16 protein-coding genes are annotated in these 18,759 nt (G+C 71.1%); 7 read left to right on the plus strand and 9 right to left on the minus strand.

The window, feature by feature from the left end; genetic code table 11:
- Positions 1-24: 24 nt before the first annotated feature.
- From rfbA to K7640_RS23650, 3 genes are all read left to right on the plus strand, one after another.
- Complete coding sequence (gene rfbA, locus K7640_RS23640; RefSeq protein ID WP_222957087.1) at positions 25-903, plus strand: glucose-1-phosphate thymidylyltransferase RfbA; 879 nt, start codon at positions 25-27, stop codon at positions 901-903.
- Positions 904-907: 4 nt separating this feature from the next.
- Positions 908-1,531 (plus strand): dTDP-4-dehydrorhamnose 3,5-epimerase family protein, encoded by a 624-nt coding sequence (locus tag K7640_RS23645; protein ID WP_222957088.1) that lies wholly within the window; start codon positions 908-910, stop codon positions 1,529-1,531.
- A 214-nt stretch (positions 1,532-1,745) separates the two neighbouring features.
- Positions 1,746-2,837: a glycosyltransferase gene (locus K7640_RS23650; protein ID WP_374198118.1), complete on the plus strand. Its 1,092-nt coding sequence runs from the start codon at positions 1,746-1,748 to the stop codon at positions 2,835-2,837.
- A gap of 59 nt (positions 2,838-2,896) precedes the next feature.
- Here the strand turns inward: K7640_RS23650 and K7640_RS23655 are convergent, their stop codons facing one another.
- The 6 genes from K7640_RS23655 to K7640_RS23680 all read right to left on the minus strand — a co-directional run bounded on the left by K7640_RS23655 (position 2,897) and on the right by K7640_RS23680 (position 10,201).
- Positions 2,897-3,775 (minus strand): glycosyltransferase, encoded by an 879-nt coding sequence (locus K7640_RS23655; RefSeq protein ID WP_222957090.1) that lies wholly within the window; start codon positions 3,773-3,775, stop codon positions 2,897-2,899.
- A gap of 36 nt (positions 3,776-3,811) precedes the next feature.
- Positions 3,812-4,966: a lipopolysaccharide biosynthesis protein gene (locus K7640_RS23660; RefSeq protein ID WP_222957091.1), complete on the minus strand. Its 1,155-nt coding sequence runs from the start codon at positions 4,964-4,966 to the stop codon at positions 3,812-3,814.
- A 127-nt stretch (positions 4,967-5,093) separates the two neighbouring features.
- On the minus strand, positions 5,094-6,311 hold the full coding sequence (locus K7640_RS23665) for a glycosyltransferase family 4 protein (RefSeq protein ID WP_222957092.1): 1,218 nt from the start codon (positions 6,309-6,311) through the stop codon (positions 5,094-5,096).
- Positions 6,308-8,302, minus strand: a complete 1,995-nt coding sequence (locus K7640_RS23670; RefSeq protein WP_222957093.1) for a heparinase II/III family protein — start codon at positions 8,300-8,302, stop codon at positions 6,308-6,310. The genes K7640_RS23665 and K7640_RS23670 overlap by 4 nt, the downstream gene beginning before the upstream one ends.
- Positions 8,303-8,345: 43 nt before the next feature.
- Complete coding sequence (locus tag K7640_RS23675; protein WP_222957094.1) at positions 8,346-9,500, minus strand: DegT/DnrJ/EryC1/StrS aminotransferase family protein; 1,155 nt, start codon at positions 9,498-9,500, stop codon at positions 8,346-8,348.
- Positions 9,497-10,201 (minus strand): sugar transferase, encoded by a 705-nt coding sequence (locus K7640_RS23680; protein WP_222957095.1) that lies wholly within the window; start codon positions 10,199-10,201, stop codon positions 9,497-9,499. The genes K7640_RS23675 and K7640_RS23680 overlap by 4 nt, the downstream gene beginning before the upstream one ends.
- A 253-nt stretch (positions 10,202-10,454) precedes the next feature.
- Here K7640_RS23680 and K7640_RS23685 point away from each other — a divergent pair, with 253 nt between their 5' ends.
- The 4 genes from K7640_RS23685 to wecB are packed head-to-tail and all read left to right on the plus strand — an operon-like array spanning position 10,455 to position 15,008.
- The gene (locus tag K7640_RS23685; RefSeq protein WP_222957096.1) at positions 10,455-11,528 is read left to right on the plus strand and encodes a polysaccharide biosynthesis protein; all 1,074 of its coding nucleotides are present in this window, start codon (positions 10,455-10,457) and stop codon (positions 11,526-11,528) included.
- The gene (locus K7640_RS23690) at positions 11,522-12,652 is read left to right on the plus strand and encodes an NAD-dependent epimerase/dehydratase family protein (RefSeq protein WP_222957097.1); all 1,131 of its coding nucleotides are present in this window, start codon (positions 11,522-11,524) and stop codon (positions 12,650-12,652) included. Before K7640_RS23685 ends, K7640_RS23690 begins: the two co-directional genes overlap by 7 nt.
- Positions 12,649-13,887, plus strand: a complete 1,239-nt coding sequence (locus tag K7640_RS23695) for a glycosyltransferase family 4 protein (RefSeq protein ID WP_222957098.1) — start codon at positions 12,649-12,651, stop codon at positions 13,885-13,887. Before K7640_RS23690 ends, K7640_RS23695 begins: the two co-directional genes overlap by 4 nt.
- A complete protein-coding gene (gene wecB, locus K7640_RS23700) occupies positions 13,884-15,008 on the plus strand; it encodes a non-hydrolyzing UDP-N-acetylglucosamine 2-epimerase (RefSeq protein WP_222957099.1) in 1,125 nt (374 codons plus the stop codon). Before K7640_RS23695 ends, wecB begins: the two co-directional genes overlap by 4 nt.
- 32 nt (positions 15,009-15,040) lie before the next feature.
- On the opposite strand, the gene K7640_RS23705 is transcribed toward wecB, so the two are convergent.
- The 3 genes from K7640_RS23705 to K7640_RS23715 form a co-directional block, all read right to left on the minus strand.
- Positions 15,041-15,472, minus strand: coding sequence for a hypothetical protein (locus tag K7640_RS23705; RefSeq protein WP_222957100.1), 432 nt, complete (start codon positions 15,470-15,472; stop codon positions 15,041-15,043).
- A gap of 42 nt (positions 15,473-15,514) precedes the next feature.
- The gene (locus K7640_RS23710; protein WP_222957101.1) at positions 15,515-16,207 is read right to left on the minus strand and encodes a sugar acetyltransferase; all 693 of its coding nucleotides are present in this window, start codon (positions 16,205-16,207) and stop codon (positions 15,515-15,517) included.
- A 111-nt stretch (positions 16,208-16,318) separates the two neighbouring features.
- Positions 16,319-18,757 carry a Tex family protein gene (locus K7640_RS23715; protein WP_308042651.1) on the minus strand — a complete coding sequence of 813 codons (2,439 nt, stop codon included), beginning with the start codon at positions 18,755-18,757 and terminating at the stop codon, positions 16,319-16,321.
- Between the last annotated feature and the right edge of the window lie 2 nt (positions 18,758-18,759).

Genomic DNA, 18,759 nt, shown 5'->3' on the forward strand with positions numbered 1-18,759 from the left:
TCGATGGTCCGGTAGCATCCGAGCATGCGCGGAATCGTTCTCGCGGGTGGGACCGGTACCAGGCTTTGGCCGATCACACGTGCGGTGTCAAAGCAACTCATGCCGGTCTTCGACAAGCCGATGATCTATTACCCGCTCGCCACCTTGATCATGGCTGGCGTGCGAGAAATACTCATTATCACCACCCCTGAGGATCAGGAGCAGTTTCGCCGGCTGTTGGGCTCCGGCGCGCAGTTCGGTCTGCGGCTGGAATACGCTTCGCAGCCCAGACCGGAGGGCATCGCGCAGGCCTTCGTCATTGGCGCCGACTTCATCGGCGGCGAAACCGTGGCGCTGATCCTCGGCGACAACATCTTTCACGGCGTCGGCCTGGGCCGCCAGCTCAGCGGCAATTCGAACGTCATCGGCGGAAAGATTTTCGCCTACCCGGTTGCCGACCCCGGGGCGTACGGGGTGGTGGACTTCGACACCACCGGTCGCGTGCTGTCGATCGAGGAAAAGCCCGTCCACCCGAAGTCGCGCTACGCCGTTCCCGGGCTCTACTTCTACGACAACCGGGTGGTCGACATCGCCCGCAAACTCACTCCCAGCGCTCGCGGCGAACTGGAGATCACGGAAATCAACGAGATCTACCGGGAGTGGGGCGAACTCGCGGTGACCGTCCTGGCCCGCGGAACCGCATGGCTGGACACCGGCACCTTCGCCTCCATGGTGCAGGCTGCCGAGTTCGTGCGGGTCATCGAGGAGCGCCAGGGCATGAAGATCGGCTGCCTCGAAGAGGTCGCGTGGCGTGCCGGCCTCATCGGCGACGAGCAGTTGCGGGTGTTGGCCGAGCCGCTACTCAAGAGCGGATACGGCAGTTATCTGCTGGGTCTGCTGTCGGCGCAGGGTGTGAGGAACTGAGCCGATGAAGATTCGCCCGTTGAGCATAGAAGGGGCCTGGGAGATCACCCCGCAGCAGTACGGCGACCCCCGCGGGATGTTTCTGGAGTGGTACCGCGGTGACCGACTGGCCGCCGCGGTGGGACATCCGCTCCGATTCGCCCAGGGAAACCTGTCGGTGTCCGCGCGGGGCGTGGTCCGTGGCATCCACTTCGCTGATGTTCCCGTCGGCCAGGCCAAATACGTGACCTGCGTACGCGGGAGGATCCTCGACATCGTCGTGGACGTCCGAGTGGGCTCCCCGACCTATCGGCAGTGGGAAGCAATTCCGCTGGACGATGTCGACCGACGGGCGGTATACCTCGCGGAAGGACTCGGGCACGGATTCTGCGCGTTGACCGAGGACGCGACATTGAGCTACCTCTGCTCCACCACCTACGACCCCGGGACAGATCGTGCGGTGCACCCGCTCGACCCCGAGCTCGCCATCGAGTGGCCGACCGCGGCGCCGTTGCTGTCCGCCCGGGACACCGCCGCGCCCACCCTGGCCCAGGCGCGCCGCTCGGGGCTGTTGCCCGATCACCAGAAATGTCAGTCGTACGCGGCGAGCCTCAACTCCGGCGGCGCAGATCATCGCGACGGACGCTAGTTTCCGAGGCGTCAGCTGTCCACGAACAGGAAGTTGGGAAAGAGCGATTTTCACCGAAACGCGCAGTGGTGCATCGTCGAGCGCCGCCCTGAACCACGGCAAGGTGGGCCGGCGGAAGGTCGCCCTCGTCACCCATGGCCTCGCGCACGGTGGGGGAGTGCCGGCTGTGGTGAGGTGGCTGCGGGACGGACTCGTGGCCGCCGGAGGTTACTCGGTGGATCTCTACGACCTGGCGACGTCCAGCAGCGATCGGGCGAGTCGGCGCCTCGTCGCGCCACAGTCGTGGATGCGGCGCAGCCTGCGCAGCGGCGGCGAGGGTCCGTTCTCGCACGAGCACTGGGGTGCGAACGCCGTCGAGTTGGAGATCATGCGCTACCGCCCCCGCCGGGAGTTGACGAGCGCTCTGCGCGACTACGACCTGATACAGGTGGTCGCCGGCTCCCCGGCATGGGCGTCCGCCGTGCTGGAGGCGGGCGTTCCGGTGGTGCTTCAGGCGGCAACCATCGTCGAATGGGAGCGGCGGGCGAGCCTGGCCACCGACGCGACCGCCCTTCGCATGTGGCGCGGCGCCATGACGCACCTGACCTCACGAGTCGAGCGGTACGCGGTCCGCGAGGCTGATGCCGTCCTCGTGGAGAACGCGGAAATGCTGGAGAGAGTCCGCGCCCTCGGCCAGGACCGAGTCATCAAGGCGGCGCCCGGGGTCGACACGACGTTCTTCTCGCCATCTCCCGCCGGATGGCAGCGAAACGGTCAGCTACTTTCCGTGTGCCGCCTGGCTGATCCGAGGAAGGGGATCGACCGGACCATTCTTGCCTATGCCGAGATGGCCCGGCGGGCGCACTCCGTGCCTCCGCTGGTGCTGGCGGGTGGGGGCACGTTGTCGATGTCGAACCAGGCGCTGATCGCGGATCTGGGTCTGACGGACCGGGTGGTCGTTCGCTCGAATATCTCGACTGTCGAATTGCTCGCACTCTACCGATCGGCATCGGTCTTCGTGCAGACGTCCTATGAGGAGGGCCTGGGGCTGTCCGTGCTCGAGGCCATGGCGTGCGGTCTACCGGTGGTGGCGACGGAAACTGCCGGGAGCAGGGAAACGATAGCCCACGGGGAAACTGGCTGGTTGACCCCGCAGAGCCCCACCTCGGCGGTGCCGGAGGGTATCGCAGACCGGGTGCTCGAAATTTTGGCTGATCCACGGTGTGACCTCGGGCCACGTGGACGGAAGCGATGCCTGGCCAACTTCTCGGCGCGGGTGGCTCTCCGGCGTTTCACCGACACCTACGACGCACTGCTCGGTCGATAGGTCCAGCATGGCCGGAGGGTGGCCGCCGGCGGGTCCGGCAGCCACCCTCGCGCGGGTGACTACCAACTCATGATGCGGGCGGGAAGTGGTTCGTCCGGGAGCGGTCCCTCCGCCGCACTCGGCTTACGCCACCAGGCGTGCCGCAATGCCATCAGGCCGAGTCGCAACCTGGTCGTGTCGCGCCGTTTGAGGATGTCCCCCACTGCCATTCGGGGCAGCAAGGACACGGCCCAGATCCAGTTCAGGAGGGCGGCGCCCACACCGAAGTTCGTCCTCGCGAACCAGACGCGATTGCGGATGGTGTAGTAGGTCCAGCGGCTACCCGACATGACGCGGGAGCCATGATGCGTGGCCGGCGCGTCGCCACAGCAGAGCACCCGCCAACCGGTCCGGCGCGCCCGGACGCACAAGTCGGTGTCCTCCGCGCCGATGAAGAAGGATCCGTCGAGACCGACGTCCTCCACTACTTCCCGCCTGATGAACATCACCGCTCCCGTGACCCAGTCACAATCCACTGTCCGCGGGCCCGGGTCGATCAGCACCCGTGGTGCGCGACGCCAGGCGGAGAAGCGTGCCGCGCCGGACTGGAGCGAGCCGTCTTCGTGCCGCAGGATCGGGCCGACGATCCCCACGCCGGGCTCGCTGAACAAGGTATCCAGGCAGCGCTCGAACGAGTCACGGGGCAGCACGATGTCGGTGTTCAGCAACAGCAGGGCCCTCGCGGACCGCCCGCGGGCGGCCAGCATGAAAGCGTCTCCGTACCCCAGGTTGCGGTCGGGGACGATCCACTCGACGCGGTCGTCGACCTCGGCCGGGCGAGGTGCCCGGTCGTTGGCGACGACCACCACCTCGGTGCCGTACTCGACGATATCGTTGACCAATTTTATTGTCGGCGTGAGGTCGCCGTAGTGAACAATGACGGATGTCGACGTTGCCATTCGAGCTCCGAGTTCCGCGCTGAGGTTCTCTGTTTGTCAGGCAGATTGTAGGGTCGTGGATGGATTCCGACGTGCGGCAATGAAAAAGATTGTCGAGGAAAGAAGGTAGCCGACTCCCGGCACCAATGCGACGACGCCGATCGGCCAGTCTCCCAGATGTGCCAGACCGAAGCCCGCCGCGACCGCGATCAGGCTCGGGAGCCGGTAAATGCTGGTCCGCACGCCGTGGCCTGCCATCAGGCATTCATGGACGAGCAGATAGTCGAGTGACTGCAGTATGCCCACGAAGCAGAGAGCTGCTACGACAGGAACTGAAGGCAGGAAGCTGGCGCCGTACAGGGCGCTTACCCACAGGCCGCTGGACACGGCTAGTGGAACCGCGACGATCGCAGCGGTAGCGGATGTCCGCCGCAGTTCCTTCCGCAGTTGGAGGTGGCGATCCGTCAGCTCCCGGCCGCGACGCGCGAACCAGTGCATTCCTTGCGACTGGCCGGCGGCCATCACCGCACTCTGCGCCGCGATGCCGACCGCGTAGAAGGCGACAAGCTCATGTGGAAAAAGCACGGTGACCGCGAGTAGGTCGAGGCGGTACTGCGCGAAGGTCACGACACCGCCGGGCGCCAGGCGAAGGGAGTCGCCGAGCAGGCGACGGTGGGAAGCCCCGGTGGACGACCGTCCTCGCTCCGCATGCGTCACGACCCACAGGGCCACTGCCGCCGTCTGCAGGCCGGCGATGCTGACCAGCCAGACGGCCGTCGACTGCGTGCCCAGGAGCGTGAGAGCTGCCATGGCCAGCAGTGCCGCCACTTGTGGCGCGAGGCGGGCCAGGTTGAACTCGACGCCCATCCGGCCCATCCGCTGCGCCTCGGACGGGCCGATGGAGCCGAGCTGGGTTGCCGCCGCGATCAGCATCGCGGCAACGACGATGATCCAGGGTGGCCGCCACATCGCGGCGAGGCCGGCCACGAGGACGAGCGCGACCGCGAAGGTCGCCGCCAGCGGCGTGAGCAGCTGGCGGAGCTTGTGGCGTCCCGGTGTCGACCTGTCGAGCACGAGCGCCTGCGGCAGACCACCGAGGGCGAGAATCCCCAGCGTCGCGACCCACGTCTGCCAGGTGATGTACTCGCCGCGGCCGGCGGGGCCGAGAGCTCGGGAGATGATGACACTGGTGAGCACCCCGCTGAGCAGCAAGGTGCCGTTGGTGAGCAGCGTCCCGAGGCGGGCGGCGCGTCTCCGGAGCGAACGGCTGGTTCCCGGGCGAACCGGTTCCTGGACGGGGGGCCGACCGGAGCCACTGACGAGCGATGATGACATCTGATCAGCCGGCGACCGGAGGCGGGGGGAACGACGCGGGCCGCTTCGTGCCGGCCTCGGCGAGCAACCGGGTGAGCAGGTCGGCGAGCGCGGTCGACATGGCGGTCCGCGACTGGTTGGCGCGTACCCATTGCTGGCCGGCGGCGCCCAATTTCGCAAGTTCGTCCGGGCTGGCCTGGGCGGCCTGGCTGAGGCCGTGCGCCAGATTTCCCGGATCGACGACGTTGCCCGCTCCCGCCCTGATGACGAGATCACCCACGACCCCGGGGCTGTTGGTGACGACCGGGAGGCCCGCGGCCATGTAGTCGAACACCTTGTTGGGGCTGACCCCGACGCGGAACAGCTCGACGTCGGCGAGCACGTGCAGGCCGACGTCCGCGGCGTGGAGAAGGTCGGGCACCTCGGTCTTCGGGATCGGGTCGAGGAACCGTATGTTGCGGATGCCCTGAGCCGCCGCCTGCAGGCGGGGCTTCTCCGCGCCTGAGCCCACGAGCACGATGTCCAGATCGGGGACCGCCCTGGCCGCGTGCACGAGCAGGTCGAGTCCGTTGGCCGGCCCGTGCGCGCCGGCGTAGACGGCCGTGCGCCGGGTGAATCCGTACCGCTGCCGGAGCGCGTCGCGGGGACCGCTGGGCACGAAGTCCTCGGGGTCGGCGGCGTTGGGGATGAAGACGATCTTCTCGGCCGCCACGCCCGTGACCTCGATCGCCGCCCGCACACCCGGTGCCATGATCACTATTCGGTCCGCCTGCCCATAGAGGAACCGCTCCAGGCGCGCCAGCGCCCGGTACGCGGGCGAGGTCTCGGACAGCCTCCCCATGTCCAGCAGGACGCGCGGCCACAGGTCGCGGATCTCCAGCACGAACGGCGTGCGCCGCAGCGCCGCGACCAGCCAGCCCGAGAGGCCGGCCAGCAGGTGTGGCGACGACGCGTAGACCACGTCGGGTCGGGGTTGCCGCAGGCCAGCCGCCGTGGCGGTGACCGCGAAGCTGGCCCAGTTGACGACCCGACCCAGCCCGTTGCCCCGATATGGAGTCACCGCGACCGGGTGGAATCCGGGTTCGGGCCGCTGCGGCCGGCCGGTGGTCAGGTTGCGACGGGCCGCGACGATCACGTACGACCAGCCGGGCAGCCGGCTGAACAGCTCGACATGTCGGGTACCGCCCGGGTAGCCCCGGGGCACGGCGAAGTGGTTGAGCACGAGGACCCGGCGTCGGCTCATCGCGGCGCTCGTACCTGGTGGACCTGCCCGGAGGCGAGGTGGGTCACGTCCAGTGTGGCGGCGGCGGGACTCCAGGTCACCGCCAACCGAAGACCATCGAGCACCCCCGCTTCGGACTGTGACCGGGCCACCCTGCCCAATCCCCACACCATGGTGTCGGCCCGGTTCTCGACCGTGATCCAGGTCGCCGGCTCCCAGCGTCCGTAGGTGCGGCTGTGCCACCCACCGAACGGCGTGGACCGCCCGCGCACCGTCGAGTGACCGTCCAGGCCGAAGAGATCGAGCTTGCTGTCGCCGGCGACCAGTGTGCCGCCGGCCACCGAGACGTCCGGGTGCAGCGGAACGGTCAGTGACCAGTGCCCGACGGTCGCCGGCCGGTCGGCGAACTCGACGATCGCCAGGTAGTGGTCGGCCACCACGACGGCCCGGCCGACCCGCACCGGTCGCTCGCCGCGCGCGTACGCGTCGTGCCAGCCGAAGAGGATGGTGCGGTCCGGCAACACGAGCGGTGACCCGAGGTGACCGCGGCCGGTGTTCAGCCAGCGGAACGCGCGGTGCGGCACGAGCTGGTCCCGGCCGTCCGGCCGGCGCACCGGGTGGGCGGCCGAGGTACGCAGGCCGTTACGCACCTCCAGCGGACCGTTGTACGTGCCCGTGCCCGGGTCGGCGATCAGCCAGTTGCCGTCGTGCCGCACCCACACCGAGGTCAGGTCGGCGTGCCCGTGCGAGGGGCCACCGTCGACCTTGAACCACACTCGCCAGGGGCCGCGCTCGACCCGGGCGATGCCGCCCGAGGTCGTCACGGGTGGGGTGCGGACGGCTGAGGTGACGTCGCCTTCCGGGGGCGGCGCGGGCGCGTACCAGGCCAGCTCGTCGAAGTCGGCGTACCACCGCGCCGGCACGTGTTCACCGGACAGCACCAGGCCGAGCGCGACCGAACCGGCCACGTCGAGCGGATCGCCGGAGGACGCGAGCACCCGTCCCTCGTCCCAGTCGCCGTACTGCGGGACGTCGCCGTCGAAGACGCCGAGCCGAGCCAGGTGCAGGCTGGCCGCGTGCAGGTCACGGCGTACGCCGGACGGTGCCCCGCCGAGCAGCACCCGCACGATGAGCATCTCGAGAACGAACCGGTGGTACGACAGGGAATCCTCGATCATCCGGCCGTCGGGGGCCATGTGCCGGCGCAGCTGGGCCGCGAACATCCGCTCGCCGGTGCGCGCCCACCACCTGGCGCCCCGCGCGCTGGGGAACATCCGGGACAGCACGATCAGCCCGAGTGCGTCGCCCAGCATGTGGTTGTTGCGCATGCTGCTCAACGTGTAGGGCAGCTCGACCGTCAGGTGGCGGGCGCTGGCCAGCAGCAGGCTTTCCATGGCGGCCACCAGGTCGCCGGGCAGGCGCTCGCCGGTCAGTTCGAGGACCTGGCTCCAGGCGATCGCGCGTAGGGCTAGTTCGAGGCTTGAGTACCAGTTCACGCCCCGTTCGGCCGGGGACTGCTCGCACCAGGACCGGAGCAGGCCGGTCAGGCCGTCCAGCCAGGGCCCGTCCGGGTCGATGCGGGCGGCCCGGGCCAGGACGACCAGGTCCCGGTGGCGGGCCACTTCCCAGGTGTGCTTGACGTCGGACAGCCGCGCCTCGGACCGGATGTCGATCCGCCACCACGGCTCGCGCTCGGGCCACCGCCGTCCGGTGAGCGGGTCGGTGGACCACGGCACGGAAAGGCCGGTAGCTACCCGCCGCCCGAAGGCTCGGGGTCCGTCACGCAGCACGCTTCGGGCGTCGTCCAGGCATCGGTGGCGGGGACCGTCGTCGAGCGGCGGTGGGCCGGTCAGGGGTACCGGGGTAGCCGGGTGGTGACGGTGTGTCTCGCCGCGGAACAGGACGGCGTGGAATCCGCTGCGCTTGGACGCCTCGTACACCGCGCGGATCGGTGCCGACAGGCCGAGCGCGCGGGTGTCCGCGGCGATCGCGCGCAGACCGATTCTTGGCATCGAACTCCTCCTGGGCGGGTGACGTCGACACCCGCAGTCCGTCTCAGTCGGGGTGAGTGGCGTGCTGGCCGGGAGCGGCGATGAATCCCTCGATCGCGGCGAGGACCAGGGTCGTGTCCGCCTCGGTCAGGGCGGAGCCGCTGGGCAGGGTCAGCCCGGTGGTGAACAGCTTCTCCGCCGCGCCGGTCAGCAGGGCCTCCGCGTCCGAGTAAGCGGGCTGCAGGTGCATCGGCTTGAAGACCGGCCGGGTCTCGATGTCCCGGGCGGCGAGATACTCCCCGAGTCGGCCCGGCTCCCAACCGGTACGCGCCGAGTCCACCACCACTGTGGTGAGCCAGCAGTTCGCCGCCCGGTCCTCGGCTCCGAGCACCTGCACGCCCGGCACCGGGGCGAACAGTTTCTCGTAGCGTTCCCGCAGGTGCCGGCGCCGGGCCACCATGCCGTCGAGACGACGCAGCTGGGCCAGCCCGATCGCGGCGAGCAGGTTGCTGAGCCGGTAGTTGTAGCCGACCTCGGTGTGCTCGTAGTGCGGCACGGGCTGGCGCGCCTGCGTGGCGAGGTACCGGCAGCGGGCCAGGAGTTCCGGCTCGTCGGAGAGCAGCATGCCGCCACCCGAGGTGGTGATGATCTTGTTGCCGTTGAAGGACAGCACGCCGATGCGGCCGAACGAGCCGGCCGGACGCCCGGCGTGGGTGGCGCCCAGCGCCTCCGCGGCGTCCTCCACGATCGGTACGTCGAAGCGCTCGCAGAGGGGCACCAGCGTCGAGTAGTCGGCGCACGAGCCGAAGAGGTCCACCGGCACGACCGCCCCGACCCGCTCACCGCGATCGCTCAACCGGGTCAGCAGCTTCTCGACCAGGGCGACGTCGAGGTTGCCCGTCAGCGGGTCGCAGTCGACGAGGACCGGCCGGGCTCCGGTGTACCGGACCGCGTTGGCCGTGGCGACGAAGGTCAGCGTGGGGACGACGACGACGTCGCCGGGGCGGACTCCCACCGCCAGCAGCGCCAGGTGCAGGGCGGCGGTGCCGGAGCTCACGGCGACCGCTCCCCGGGTGCCGGTCCGGGCGGCCGTCTCCCGTTCGAACGCGTCGAGCTCCGGACCGACCGGTGCGACCCAGCCCGAACGCAGGGCGGCGACGAGGTACGACTCCTCGAGCGGCCCGACGTCGGGCGGTGACAGGTGGATGGTCCGACTCATCGGGCTCCTCCGGACGGTGTCGCCATGCCGTGATCCGATCCGGCGGTCCTGACGTCGACGCCCGTGCCGAGGAACTCGGGGGCGGTGGCGTGTCCGGGGGCGGAGATGCCTTCGCGACGGAGCACGGGGCGCACGGTCGCCAGGAGAATCGACAGGTTCAACCGGAGGCTGCGGGTGTCGACGTACTCGACGTCGAGGTCCAGCTTCTCCGCCCAGCTCAGGCTGTTACGGCCACGGATCTGGGCCAGGCCGGTCATGCCGGGCCGGACCTCGTGGCGGCGGGCCTGCCAGGGGGAGTAGCGGTCGAGGTACTCGGGAAGCAGCGGTCGGGGACCGACGAGGCTCATCTCCCCCCGTAGCACGTTCCAGAGGGTGGGCAGTTCGTCCAGGCTGGTGGCGCGCAACCAGTTCCCCAGCGGGGTGAGCCGGTCCCCGACGTCGAGCGGGCTCTGGTGCGGACCCGGCGGACGCATGGTGCGGAACTTGACCACGTCGAAGCATCGCCCGTGCAGCCCGGCGCGACGCTGCCGGAACAGCACCGGTCGGCCGAGCCGTGCCGCGACCAGCGCGGCCACGACCGCGATCACCGGCGCGGCGAGAACCAGCAGCAGCGCGGCGACGGCGACGTCGAGGACCCGCTGACCGCGGTCCGGCCGCTGCCGCTGCCGGGGACGAGGGCTTGCGTCGACCAGACCGCTCATGGGCACCCTCCGACCTCCCGTGGGCAGAGACGCAGATCATTGAAACCGGCATCAAGGAAAAATCACCAGATGACTCGCAAGAACGACAGTCAACGTACGGATCAACCTCGGAAGGGCCGCTGGGGAAACGGTCTACCGCCCGAAGACTCGATCGCGGGGTGGACCCTGCGCTGTCGGCGGCCACGGGCCTCTTGCTCGACGGCAAGCAAAACGCATGTTTGTCCCGATCTGGGCGTTTATCCTCCGATTGGGAATGACGGATGATGACCACGGAACGGGGCTACGGGTGACTGTGCTACCTGCGGGATGCCGGGTGTTGATAACCGGCGGCACTGGATCGTTCGGGCAGACGATGGTGCGGCGCCTGCTCGACCAGGACGCCCACGAGATCCGGGTGTTCAGCCGGGACGAGGCCAAGCAGGACGCCATGCGGCACCGGCTGGGCGACGACCGGGTGCGGTACTACCTCGGCGACGTGCGGGACGTCGACTCGCTACTGCGGGCCAGCCGCGACGTGGACCACGTCTTCCACGCCGCCGCCCTCAAACAGGTGCCCTCCTGCGAGTTCTTCCCGCTCGAGGCGGTGCGCACCAACGTCCTCGGCTCGGCGAACGTCATCGAGGCCGCCGAGCGGAACGGCGTGCGATCGGTGGTGGTGCTGAGCACCGACAAGGCCGTCTATCCGGTGAACGCCATGGGCATCAGCAAGGCGCTGATGGAGAAGGTCGCCCAGGCGCACGCCCGGAACAACCCGCGCAGCCGCACCAGCGTCTCCTGCGTGCGGTACGGCAACGTGATGTACTCCCGCGGCTCGGTCATTCCGCTGTTCCTCGAGCAGATCAAGGCGGGGCGGGCACCCACCGTCACCGAACCGACGATGACCCGCTTCCTGATGTCGCTCGCCGACTCCGCCCAGCTGGTCGAGCACGCGTTCGCGCACGGGCGCCCGGGCGACGTGTTCATCCGTAAGGCGCCCGCCTGCACCATCGGCGATCTCGCCGAGGCCGTCTGCCGGCTCTTCGACGTGCCGCCGAAGCTGGACGTGATCGGGGTGCGGCACGGCGAGAAGCAGCACGAGACCCTGGCCAGCCGGGAGGAACTCGCCCACGCCGACGACTTCGGCGACTTCTTCCGGGTGCCGGTCGACGCCCGTGACCTGAACTACTCGCTCTATGTCAGCGAGGGCGATCCGGGCGCCGCCCTGATGGCGGACTTCACCTCGGCGAACGCGTTCCGGCTAGACGTACCGCAGATCATGGAGCTGCTGATGACGCTGCCCGAGATCCGGGCGGAGCTGGCGCTGCGGGATCCGGTGCTGGCGTGCTGAGGCTGGCGCTGACCGGGGGCGGCGGCTTCCTCGGCTGGCACGTCCGGGTGCTGCTGCGGGCCCTCGGCTGGCCGGAACCGGTGCTGCTCACCCGGGCCGACCTGGCCGACAGGGCGACGGTCGCGGCCAAGGTCAGCGGGGTGGACCGGGTGCTGCACCTGGCCGGAGTCAACCGGGCGGACGATCCGGGGGAGGTGGCCGCCGGCAACGTCCGGCTGGCGACCCGGCTGGCCGAGGGGCTGGCCGCTGCCGCGGTGCCGCCCGGATCGGTGGTCTTCGCCAACTCGGTGCAGGCGGGCAACGGCACCCCGTACGGGGACGGCAAGGCGGCCGCCGCGCGCATCCTGGCGGGCACCGGGCTGCCCGTGGACGACGTGCCGCTGCCGAACCTGTACGGCGAGCACGGCCGCCCGTTCTACAACTCCGTGGTGGCCACCTTCTGCCGGCTGCTCGCCGACGGACAGCGGCCGGAGATCCAGCAGGACCGGCAGGTGGACCTGGTGCACGTCACCGACGCCGCGGCTCGCCTGCTCGGCGTCCCGGCGGCGGCCTCGTGGGATCCGGCGCTGCCGGCGCTCCGCGTCGGCGTACGGGAGCTGGCCGAACGGCTCGGCGTGATGGCCGCCGGCTATCGGGTGGGGGACATCCCGGCGCTGGACGACCGGCACCAGGTCCGGCTGTTCAACACCTACCGCTCGCACTGCTTCCCGGCGCACTATCCGCTGCCGCTGACCCGCCGCCGGGACGCGCGGGGGGAACTGGTCGAGACGGTACGGGCGCACGGGGGCGCGGGGCAGACCTTCTGCTCCACCACGCGGCCGGGCAGTACCCGGGGGGAGCACTTCCACCTGGCCAAGGTGGAGCGTTTCGTCGTCCTGCGCGGCACGGCGGAGATCAGCCTGCGCCGGGTCGGTGACGGCACGGTGGTGCGGTTCCCGGTCTCCGGAGCCGAGCCCGTCCTGGTCGACATGCCGACCATGTGGGCCCACAAGATCGTGAACACTGGCACCGACGAGCTGGTGACCCTGTTCTGGGCCAACGAGCTGTTCGACCCGGCCCGGCCGGACACCTGGCCGGAGCCGGTGGAGCTGTCCTCGACGACACCGGTGGCGGTGCCGGGATGAGGATCGGCCTGGTCTCCCAGTGGTACGCGCCCGAGGGCGCCTTCGTCCCGGGCAACCTCGCGCACGGCCTGGCCGACCGGGGGCACGAGGTCCGCGTGCTCACCACCTTCCCGAGCTATCCGCACGGCCGGACCTTTCCCGGGTGGCGGCAGCGCTGGTCGCACCGCGAGCGGCACGGGGCGGTGACGATCCGGCGGGTGCCTTCCTACCCGAGCCACGACACCTCGCCGGTGCGGCGCGCGCTCAGCTTCGCCTCGTTCGCGGCCGCCAGCACCCTGGCCGGCGTCCGCGCCCTACGCGACGTCGACGTCACGTACGTCTACCACCCACCGCCGACCGCCGCGGCCGCGGCCGCCGTGCACCGGCTGGTCCGGGGGACACCGGTCGTCCTGCACGTGCAGGACCTGTGGCCGGAGTCCGTACTCCGGTCGGGAATGGCGCCCACCGGCCCGGCCGGACGGGTCTTCGCCCGTAACCTGACCCGGCTGATGCGGGCCACCTACCGGCTGGCCGCCGCCATCGTGGTGATCTCGCCGACCATGGCCGACCTGGTGGTGCGGCACGGCGCGGACCCGGACCGGGTGCGGGTGGTGTGGAACTGGACCGACGACGGGTTGTTCCGGCCGGTGCCGCCGTCCCCGCAGGCCCGGGCCGCCCTCGGGCACCGCGGCCGGACGACGGTGATGTTCGCCGGCAACATCGGCCTGCTGCAGGGAATCGAGACGGCGATCCGGGCCGCCGCGACGATGCGGGACCGGATGGACCTGGTGGTGATCGGCTCCGGCACCGACGAGGACGCCGCCCGCCGGCTCGCCGTCGAGTTGGGAGCCGACAACGTACGCTTCCTCGGCCGGCAGCCCGCGGACCGGATGGCCGCTCTCTACGCCGCCGTCGACTGGCAGCTCGTCTGCCTGCGTGACCTGCCCGAACTGGCCGGCACCATCCCGTCGAAGCTGCAGGCGGCGCTGGCCTGCGGGGTGCCGGTGATCGCCTCGGCCGGCGGCGACACGGCGGCGTTCGTCGGGTCGACCGGGGTGGGACTGGTGGCGGCTCCGGCGGACCCCGACTCGCTCGCCGCCCGGTTCGCCGAGGCGGCGCGGATGCCCGCCGCGACCCGGACGGGGCTGGGCACGCGGGCCCGTCAGGTCTATCTGGAGCGCATGTCGCTGCGGGTGGGCGTGGACCAGTTCGAGGACATTCTCACCAAGACCGCCGAGCGGAGAGGCCGCCGATGACCCGGGTCATGACAGTGGTCGGCACCCGGCCCGAGATCATCCGGCTGTCCCGGGTGATCTCCCGGCTGGCGGAGACCGTCGACCACGTGCTGGTGCACACCGGCCAGAACTGGGACAGCAGCCTCTCCGATGTCTTCTTCAAGGAGTTGCGGCTGCGGGAGCCGGACCGGTTCCTCCGGGTGGACACGTCCTCCCTGGGGCGGGTCCTGGGAGGCGTACTGGCCGGCACCGAGGCGGCGCTGGCCGACCTGCGACCCGACGCCCTGCTGGTGCTCGGCGACACCAACAGCTGCATCGCCGCCCTGATGGCCCGGCGGATGCGGGTGCCCGTCTACCACATGGAGGCGGGCAACCGCTGCTTCGACCTCAACGTGCCGGAGGAGACCAACCGCCGGTTGGTCGACCATGTCGCCGACTTCAACCTGGTCTACACCGAGCACGCCCGCCGCAACCTGCTCGCCGAGGGGCTGCACCCGCGCCGGATCCTGCACACCGGGTCGCCGATGCGGGAGGTGCTCGCGCACTACCGCGCCGACGTCGAGGGCTCCACCATCCTCCGGCAGCTCGACCTCGCCCCGAACGGCTACTTCGTGGTCAGCGCGCACCGGGAGGAGAACGTCGACCATCCGGGCCGGCTGCGCCGGCTGCTCGACTGCCTGGCGGCGGTCCGCGACCGGTGGGGGTTGCCGGTGCTGGTCTCCACCCATCCGCGCACCCGTAAACGGCTGGAGGCGCTCGCCCTCGCCCCGGCCGCCCTCGACGGCATCTCGTTCCACGAGCCGTTCGGGCTCTTCGACTACGTACACCTGCAGAGCAGGGCGTACTGCACGCTCTCCGACAGCGGGACGATCAGCGAGGAGGCGGCGATTCTCGGCTTTCCCGCGGTGACCCTGCGCGAGTCGATCGAGCGCCCCGAGGCGCTCGACGCCGGTGGCATCATCATGACCGGGCTCGACCCGGCGGGCGTGGTGGAGGCGGTCGAGGTCACCGTGCGGCAGGTCACCGCGAGCGGGGTGCCCTGCCCGGCGGACTACGACGTGCCCGACACCTCCCGCCGGGTGGTCGATTTCATCCTGTCGACCGTCCGCCGGCACCACGACTGGGCCGGAATCCGCCGCTGAGTCGTCTGCGACGTCGTACGGGAGCGTGCGGGTCAGCGCCAGCCGTCGCCCGCCTCGAGCCGCAGGCTGAGCAGCGTCGCCAGCGGCATCGACTCGCCGTCCCGGCCGCCCCGACCGACCACCAGCGGCGGTGCGGACGGCTCCGGCCGGGCCCCGAGCAGCCGGGACCGCAGGCTCGCCGGCACGGTCAGCAGGTAGAACCGTCCCTCGGTGTCCACCGCCCGGGTCCGGGCCCGGTCGACGTACCAGCCGGTGAGGTGGGTGCGGTAGCGACCGCGCCCGTCGTAGGACGCCACGGTGAGCCGCTCGGTGCGCAGGCCGCGCCGGGTCGCCTCGGCGGCGAACCCGGCCACCAGCTCCGTCGCCTCGGCCTGCTCGGTCGCCCGCTGGCGCGCGTCCGCGTCGGCGTGCGCGCGCACCGCCTGCCGCTGCCGTTCCCGCCACCGCTGGCCGTCGTCCGTCACCCTCTGGACGGTACGCGGGGCGCGCGCCGCCGGGTGCCTGGGTCAGCGGGCCGGCACGCCCTTGACGATCGTGTCGGGCAGGACGTCCCGGGTGACGCAGGCGCCCGCACCCACCACGGCGTTGCGGCCGACGGTGCGGAACTGGAGGATGGCCGCCGTGGTGCCGACCATCACGGCCTCCGCCAGCCGGCAGTAACCCGACACGGCGGCGAGCGGATTGACCGAGACGTAGTCGCCCAGCTCGACGTCGTGCCCGATGGTGCAGTTCTGGTTGAGATGCACGTGCCGGCCGAGCACGACGTTGGTGGTCACCCGGGCGCCGCCGAAGGCGACCAGCCCTTCGGCGAAGACGCAGTCCGGTCCGATCTCGGCGTTCGGGTGCACGATGGTGGCGGCGGGGTGCCCGTATCCGCGGATGCTCTCGTCGGTCAGGCGACGCCGGCGAGGGTCGCCGACGCCCAGCGCCACGTGCGTCCCGGGAGGCGCGTCCGCCAGCCACCGGGTCGGGCCGAGGAGCCGCATGTCCATCTGGTGCACGAGCTTCACGTTGCCCTCGAGCGGGCAGTCGTCGACGAAGCCGAGCACCCGCCAGACCGGACCGTCACCGGCGCGGGCGTTGATCGCCCGGACGATGCCGAAGAGCTCCCGGCCCATCCCGCCCGTACCGACGATCACCAGGTCCGTCGGGCGACCACCTCCGGTCGGCACGGCCCGAGGTGGGTGCGGATCCGGCATCGGCAGATGGCTCCTCGCGTGAGCGGTCGGCTGGCTTCGCACCGCTCAACGATCCGGCGGTCCGCCGGTTCCGCGTGCCGACGATGGGCGGGGGCGGGCCCGGCGGCGCGCTCAGGCCAGACCGGCGCGGCGCAACGCCTCGGCCATCTCGCTGTTGGCGGGGGCCGGGGCGCCCTTGCCCTGCCGCTGCTGCGAGCCGCCCCGCGCCCCGCTGCGTTCGCCGCGGCCGGCCTCGGTCCCGCGCCGACCGCCGCCGGCCGCGCGCCGGCCACCGTCGTCGCGGTGCCCGCCGCCACCGGAGCCACCCTGGCCGCCCCGGGGTCCACCGCGCTCCCGACGCCCCTCGCCACCGCCACCCGCCGGCGTCTCGTCCTCCAGCCGCAGGGTCAGCGAGATCCGCTTGCGCGGCACGTCCACGTCGAGCACCTTCACCCGCACCACGTCACCGGACTTCACCACGTCCCGCGGGTCCTTGACGAAGGTGTGCGACATGGCCGACACGTGCACCAGCCCGTCCTGGTGCACGCCGACGTCGACGAACGCCCCGAACGCGGCCACGTTGGTGACCACGCCCTCCAGCAGCATCCCCGGCGCCAGGTCGCCGATCTTCTCCACCCCCTCCACGAAGGTCGCGGTCCGGAACTCCGGGCGCGGGTCGCGGCCGGGCTTCTCCAGCTCGGCGAGGATGTCGGTGACGGTGGGCAGGCCGAACTTCTCGTCGACGAAGTCGGTGGCCCGCAGCCCGCGCAGGATCGCCGACCTGCCGATGACCGCGCGCAGGTCCTGCCCGGTGGAGGCGAGGATCCGCCGCACCACCGGGTACGCCTCCGGGTGCACGCTTGACGAGTCGAGCGGGTCGTCGCCGCCGGGGATGCGCAGGAAGCCGGCGCACTGCTCGAACGCCTTCGGCCCGAGGCGGGCCACCTTCTTCAGCTCCGAGCGGGTGCGGAACGGGCCGTTGGCGTCCCGGTGCAGCACGATGTTCTCGGCCAGCCCGGCGCCGATGCCGGAGACCCGGGTGAGCAGGGGAGCGGACGCGGTGTTGACGTCCACGCCTACCGCGTTGACGCAGTCCTCGACCACCGCGTCCAGCGAGCGGGACAGCTTCACCTCGGACAGGTCGTGCTGGTACTGGCCGACGCCGATCGAGCGCGGATCGATCTTGACCAGCTCGGCGAGCGGGTCCTGGAGGCGGCGGGCGATGGAGACCGCGCCGCGCAGCGACACGTCCAGCCCGGGCAGCTCCTGCGAGGCGTACGCGGAGGCGGAGTAGACCGACGCGCCGGCCTCGGAGACCATCACCTTTGTCAGTTTCAGCTCCGGGTGCCGCTTGATCAGGTCGGCGGCGAGCTTGTCGGTCTCCCGGCTGGCGGTGCCGTTGCCGATGGCGACCAGCTCGACGCCGTGCGCCGCGGCCAGCGTGGCCAGCGTGTGCACCGAGGCGTCCCACTGCCGGCGCGGCTCGTGCGGATAGATGGTGTCGGTGGCGACCACCTTGCCGGTGGCGTCGACCACGGCCACCTTCACCCCGGTGCGCAGGCCCGGGTCCAGACCCATGGTGGCCCGGGTGCCGGCCGGCGCGGCGAGCAGCAGGTCGCGCAGGTTGGTGGCGAAGACCCGCACGGCCTCCTCCTCGGCCGCCTGCCACAGCCGCATCCGCAGGTCCGCGCCGAGGTGGATGAGGATCCTCGTACGCCAGGCCCAGCGCACCGTGTCGGCCAGCCACTTGTCGGCGGGGCGGCCCTGGTCCCCGACCCCGAACCGGCCGGCGATGGCCGCCTCGTAGCGGGTGGGCCCGGTGACGACCGCGTCGGCGTCGCCGTCGGGTTCCGGGGCCATGGTCAGGTCGAGCACGCCCTCCTTCTCGCCCCGGAACATGGCCAGGATCCGGTGCGAGGGCAGCTTCGGGTACGGCTCGGCGAAGTCGAAGTAGTCGGCGAACTTGGCGCCGGCGGTCTCCTGCCCCTCGCGTACCCGGGAGACCAGCCGGCCGCGCGACCACATCTGCTCGCGCAGCGTGCCGATCAGGTCGGCGTCCTCGGCGAACCGCTCGATGAGGATGTGCCGGGCGCCCTCCAGCGCGGCGGCGGCGTCCGCGACGCCCTTGTCGGCGTCGACGAACCCGGCGGCCGTCTCCCGAGGATCCTGGGTCGGGTCGGCGAGCAGGGTCTCCGCCAGGGGTTCGAGGCCGGCCTCGCGGGCGATCTGCGCCCGGGTCCGCCGCTTGGGCTTGTAGGGAAGGTAGATGTCCTCCAGCCGGGACTTCGAGTCGGCCGCCATGATCTGCGCTTCGAGGGCCTCGTCGAGCTTGCCCTGCGACCGGATCGACTCCAGCACCGCGGCTCGCCGCTCGTCCAGTTCGCGCAGGTAGCGCAGCCGCTCCTCGAGGGTGCGCAGCTGCGCGTCGTCCAGCAGGCCGGTGGCCTCCTTGCGGTAGCGGGCGATGAACGGCACGGTGGCGCCGCCGTCGAGCAGTTCCACGGCCGCCCGCACCTGGCGTTCGGCGACGCCGATCTCCTCGGCGATGCGCTGGTGAACAGACTGGGTCACGA

Origin of the sequence: Micromonospora sp. PLK6-60 (assembly GCF_019890675.1) — a bacterium.
Classification (GTDB): Bacteria; Actinomycetota; Actinomycetes; order Mycobacteriales; family Micromonosporaceae; genus Micromonospora.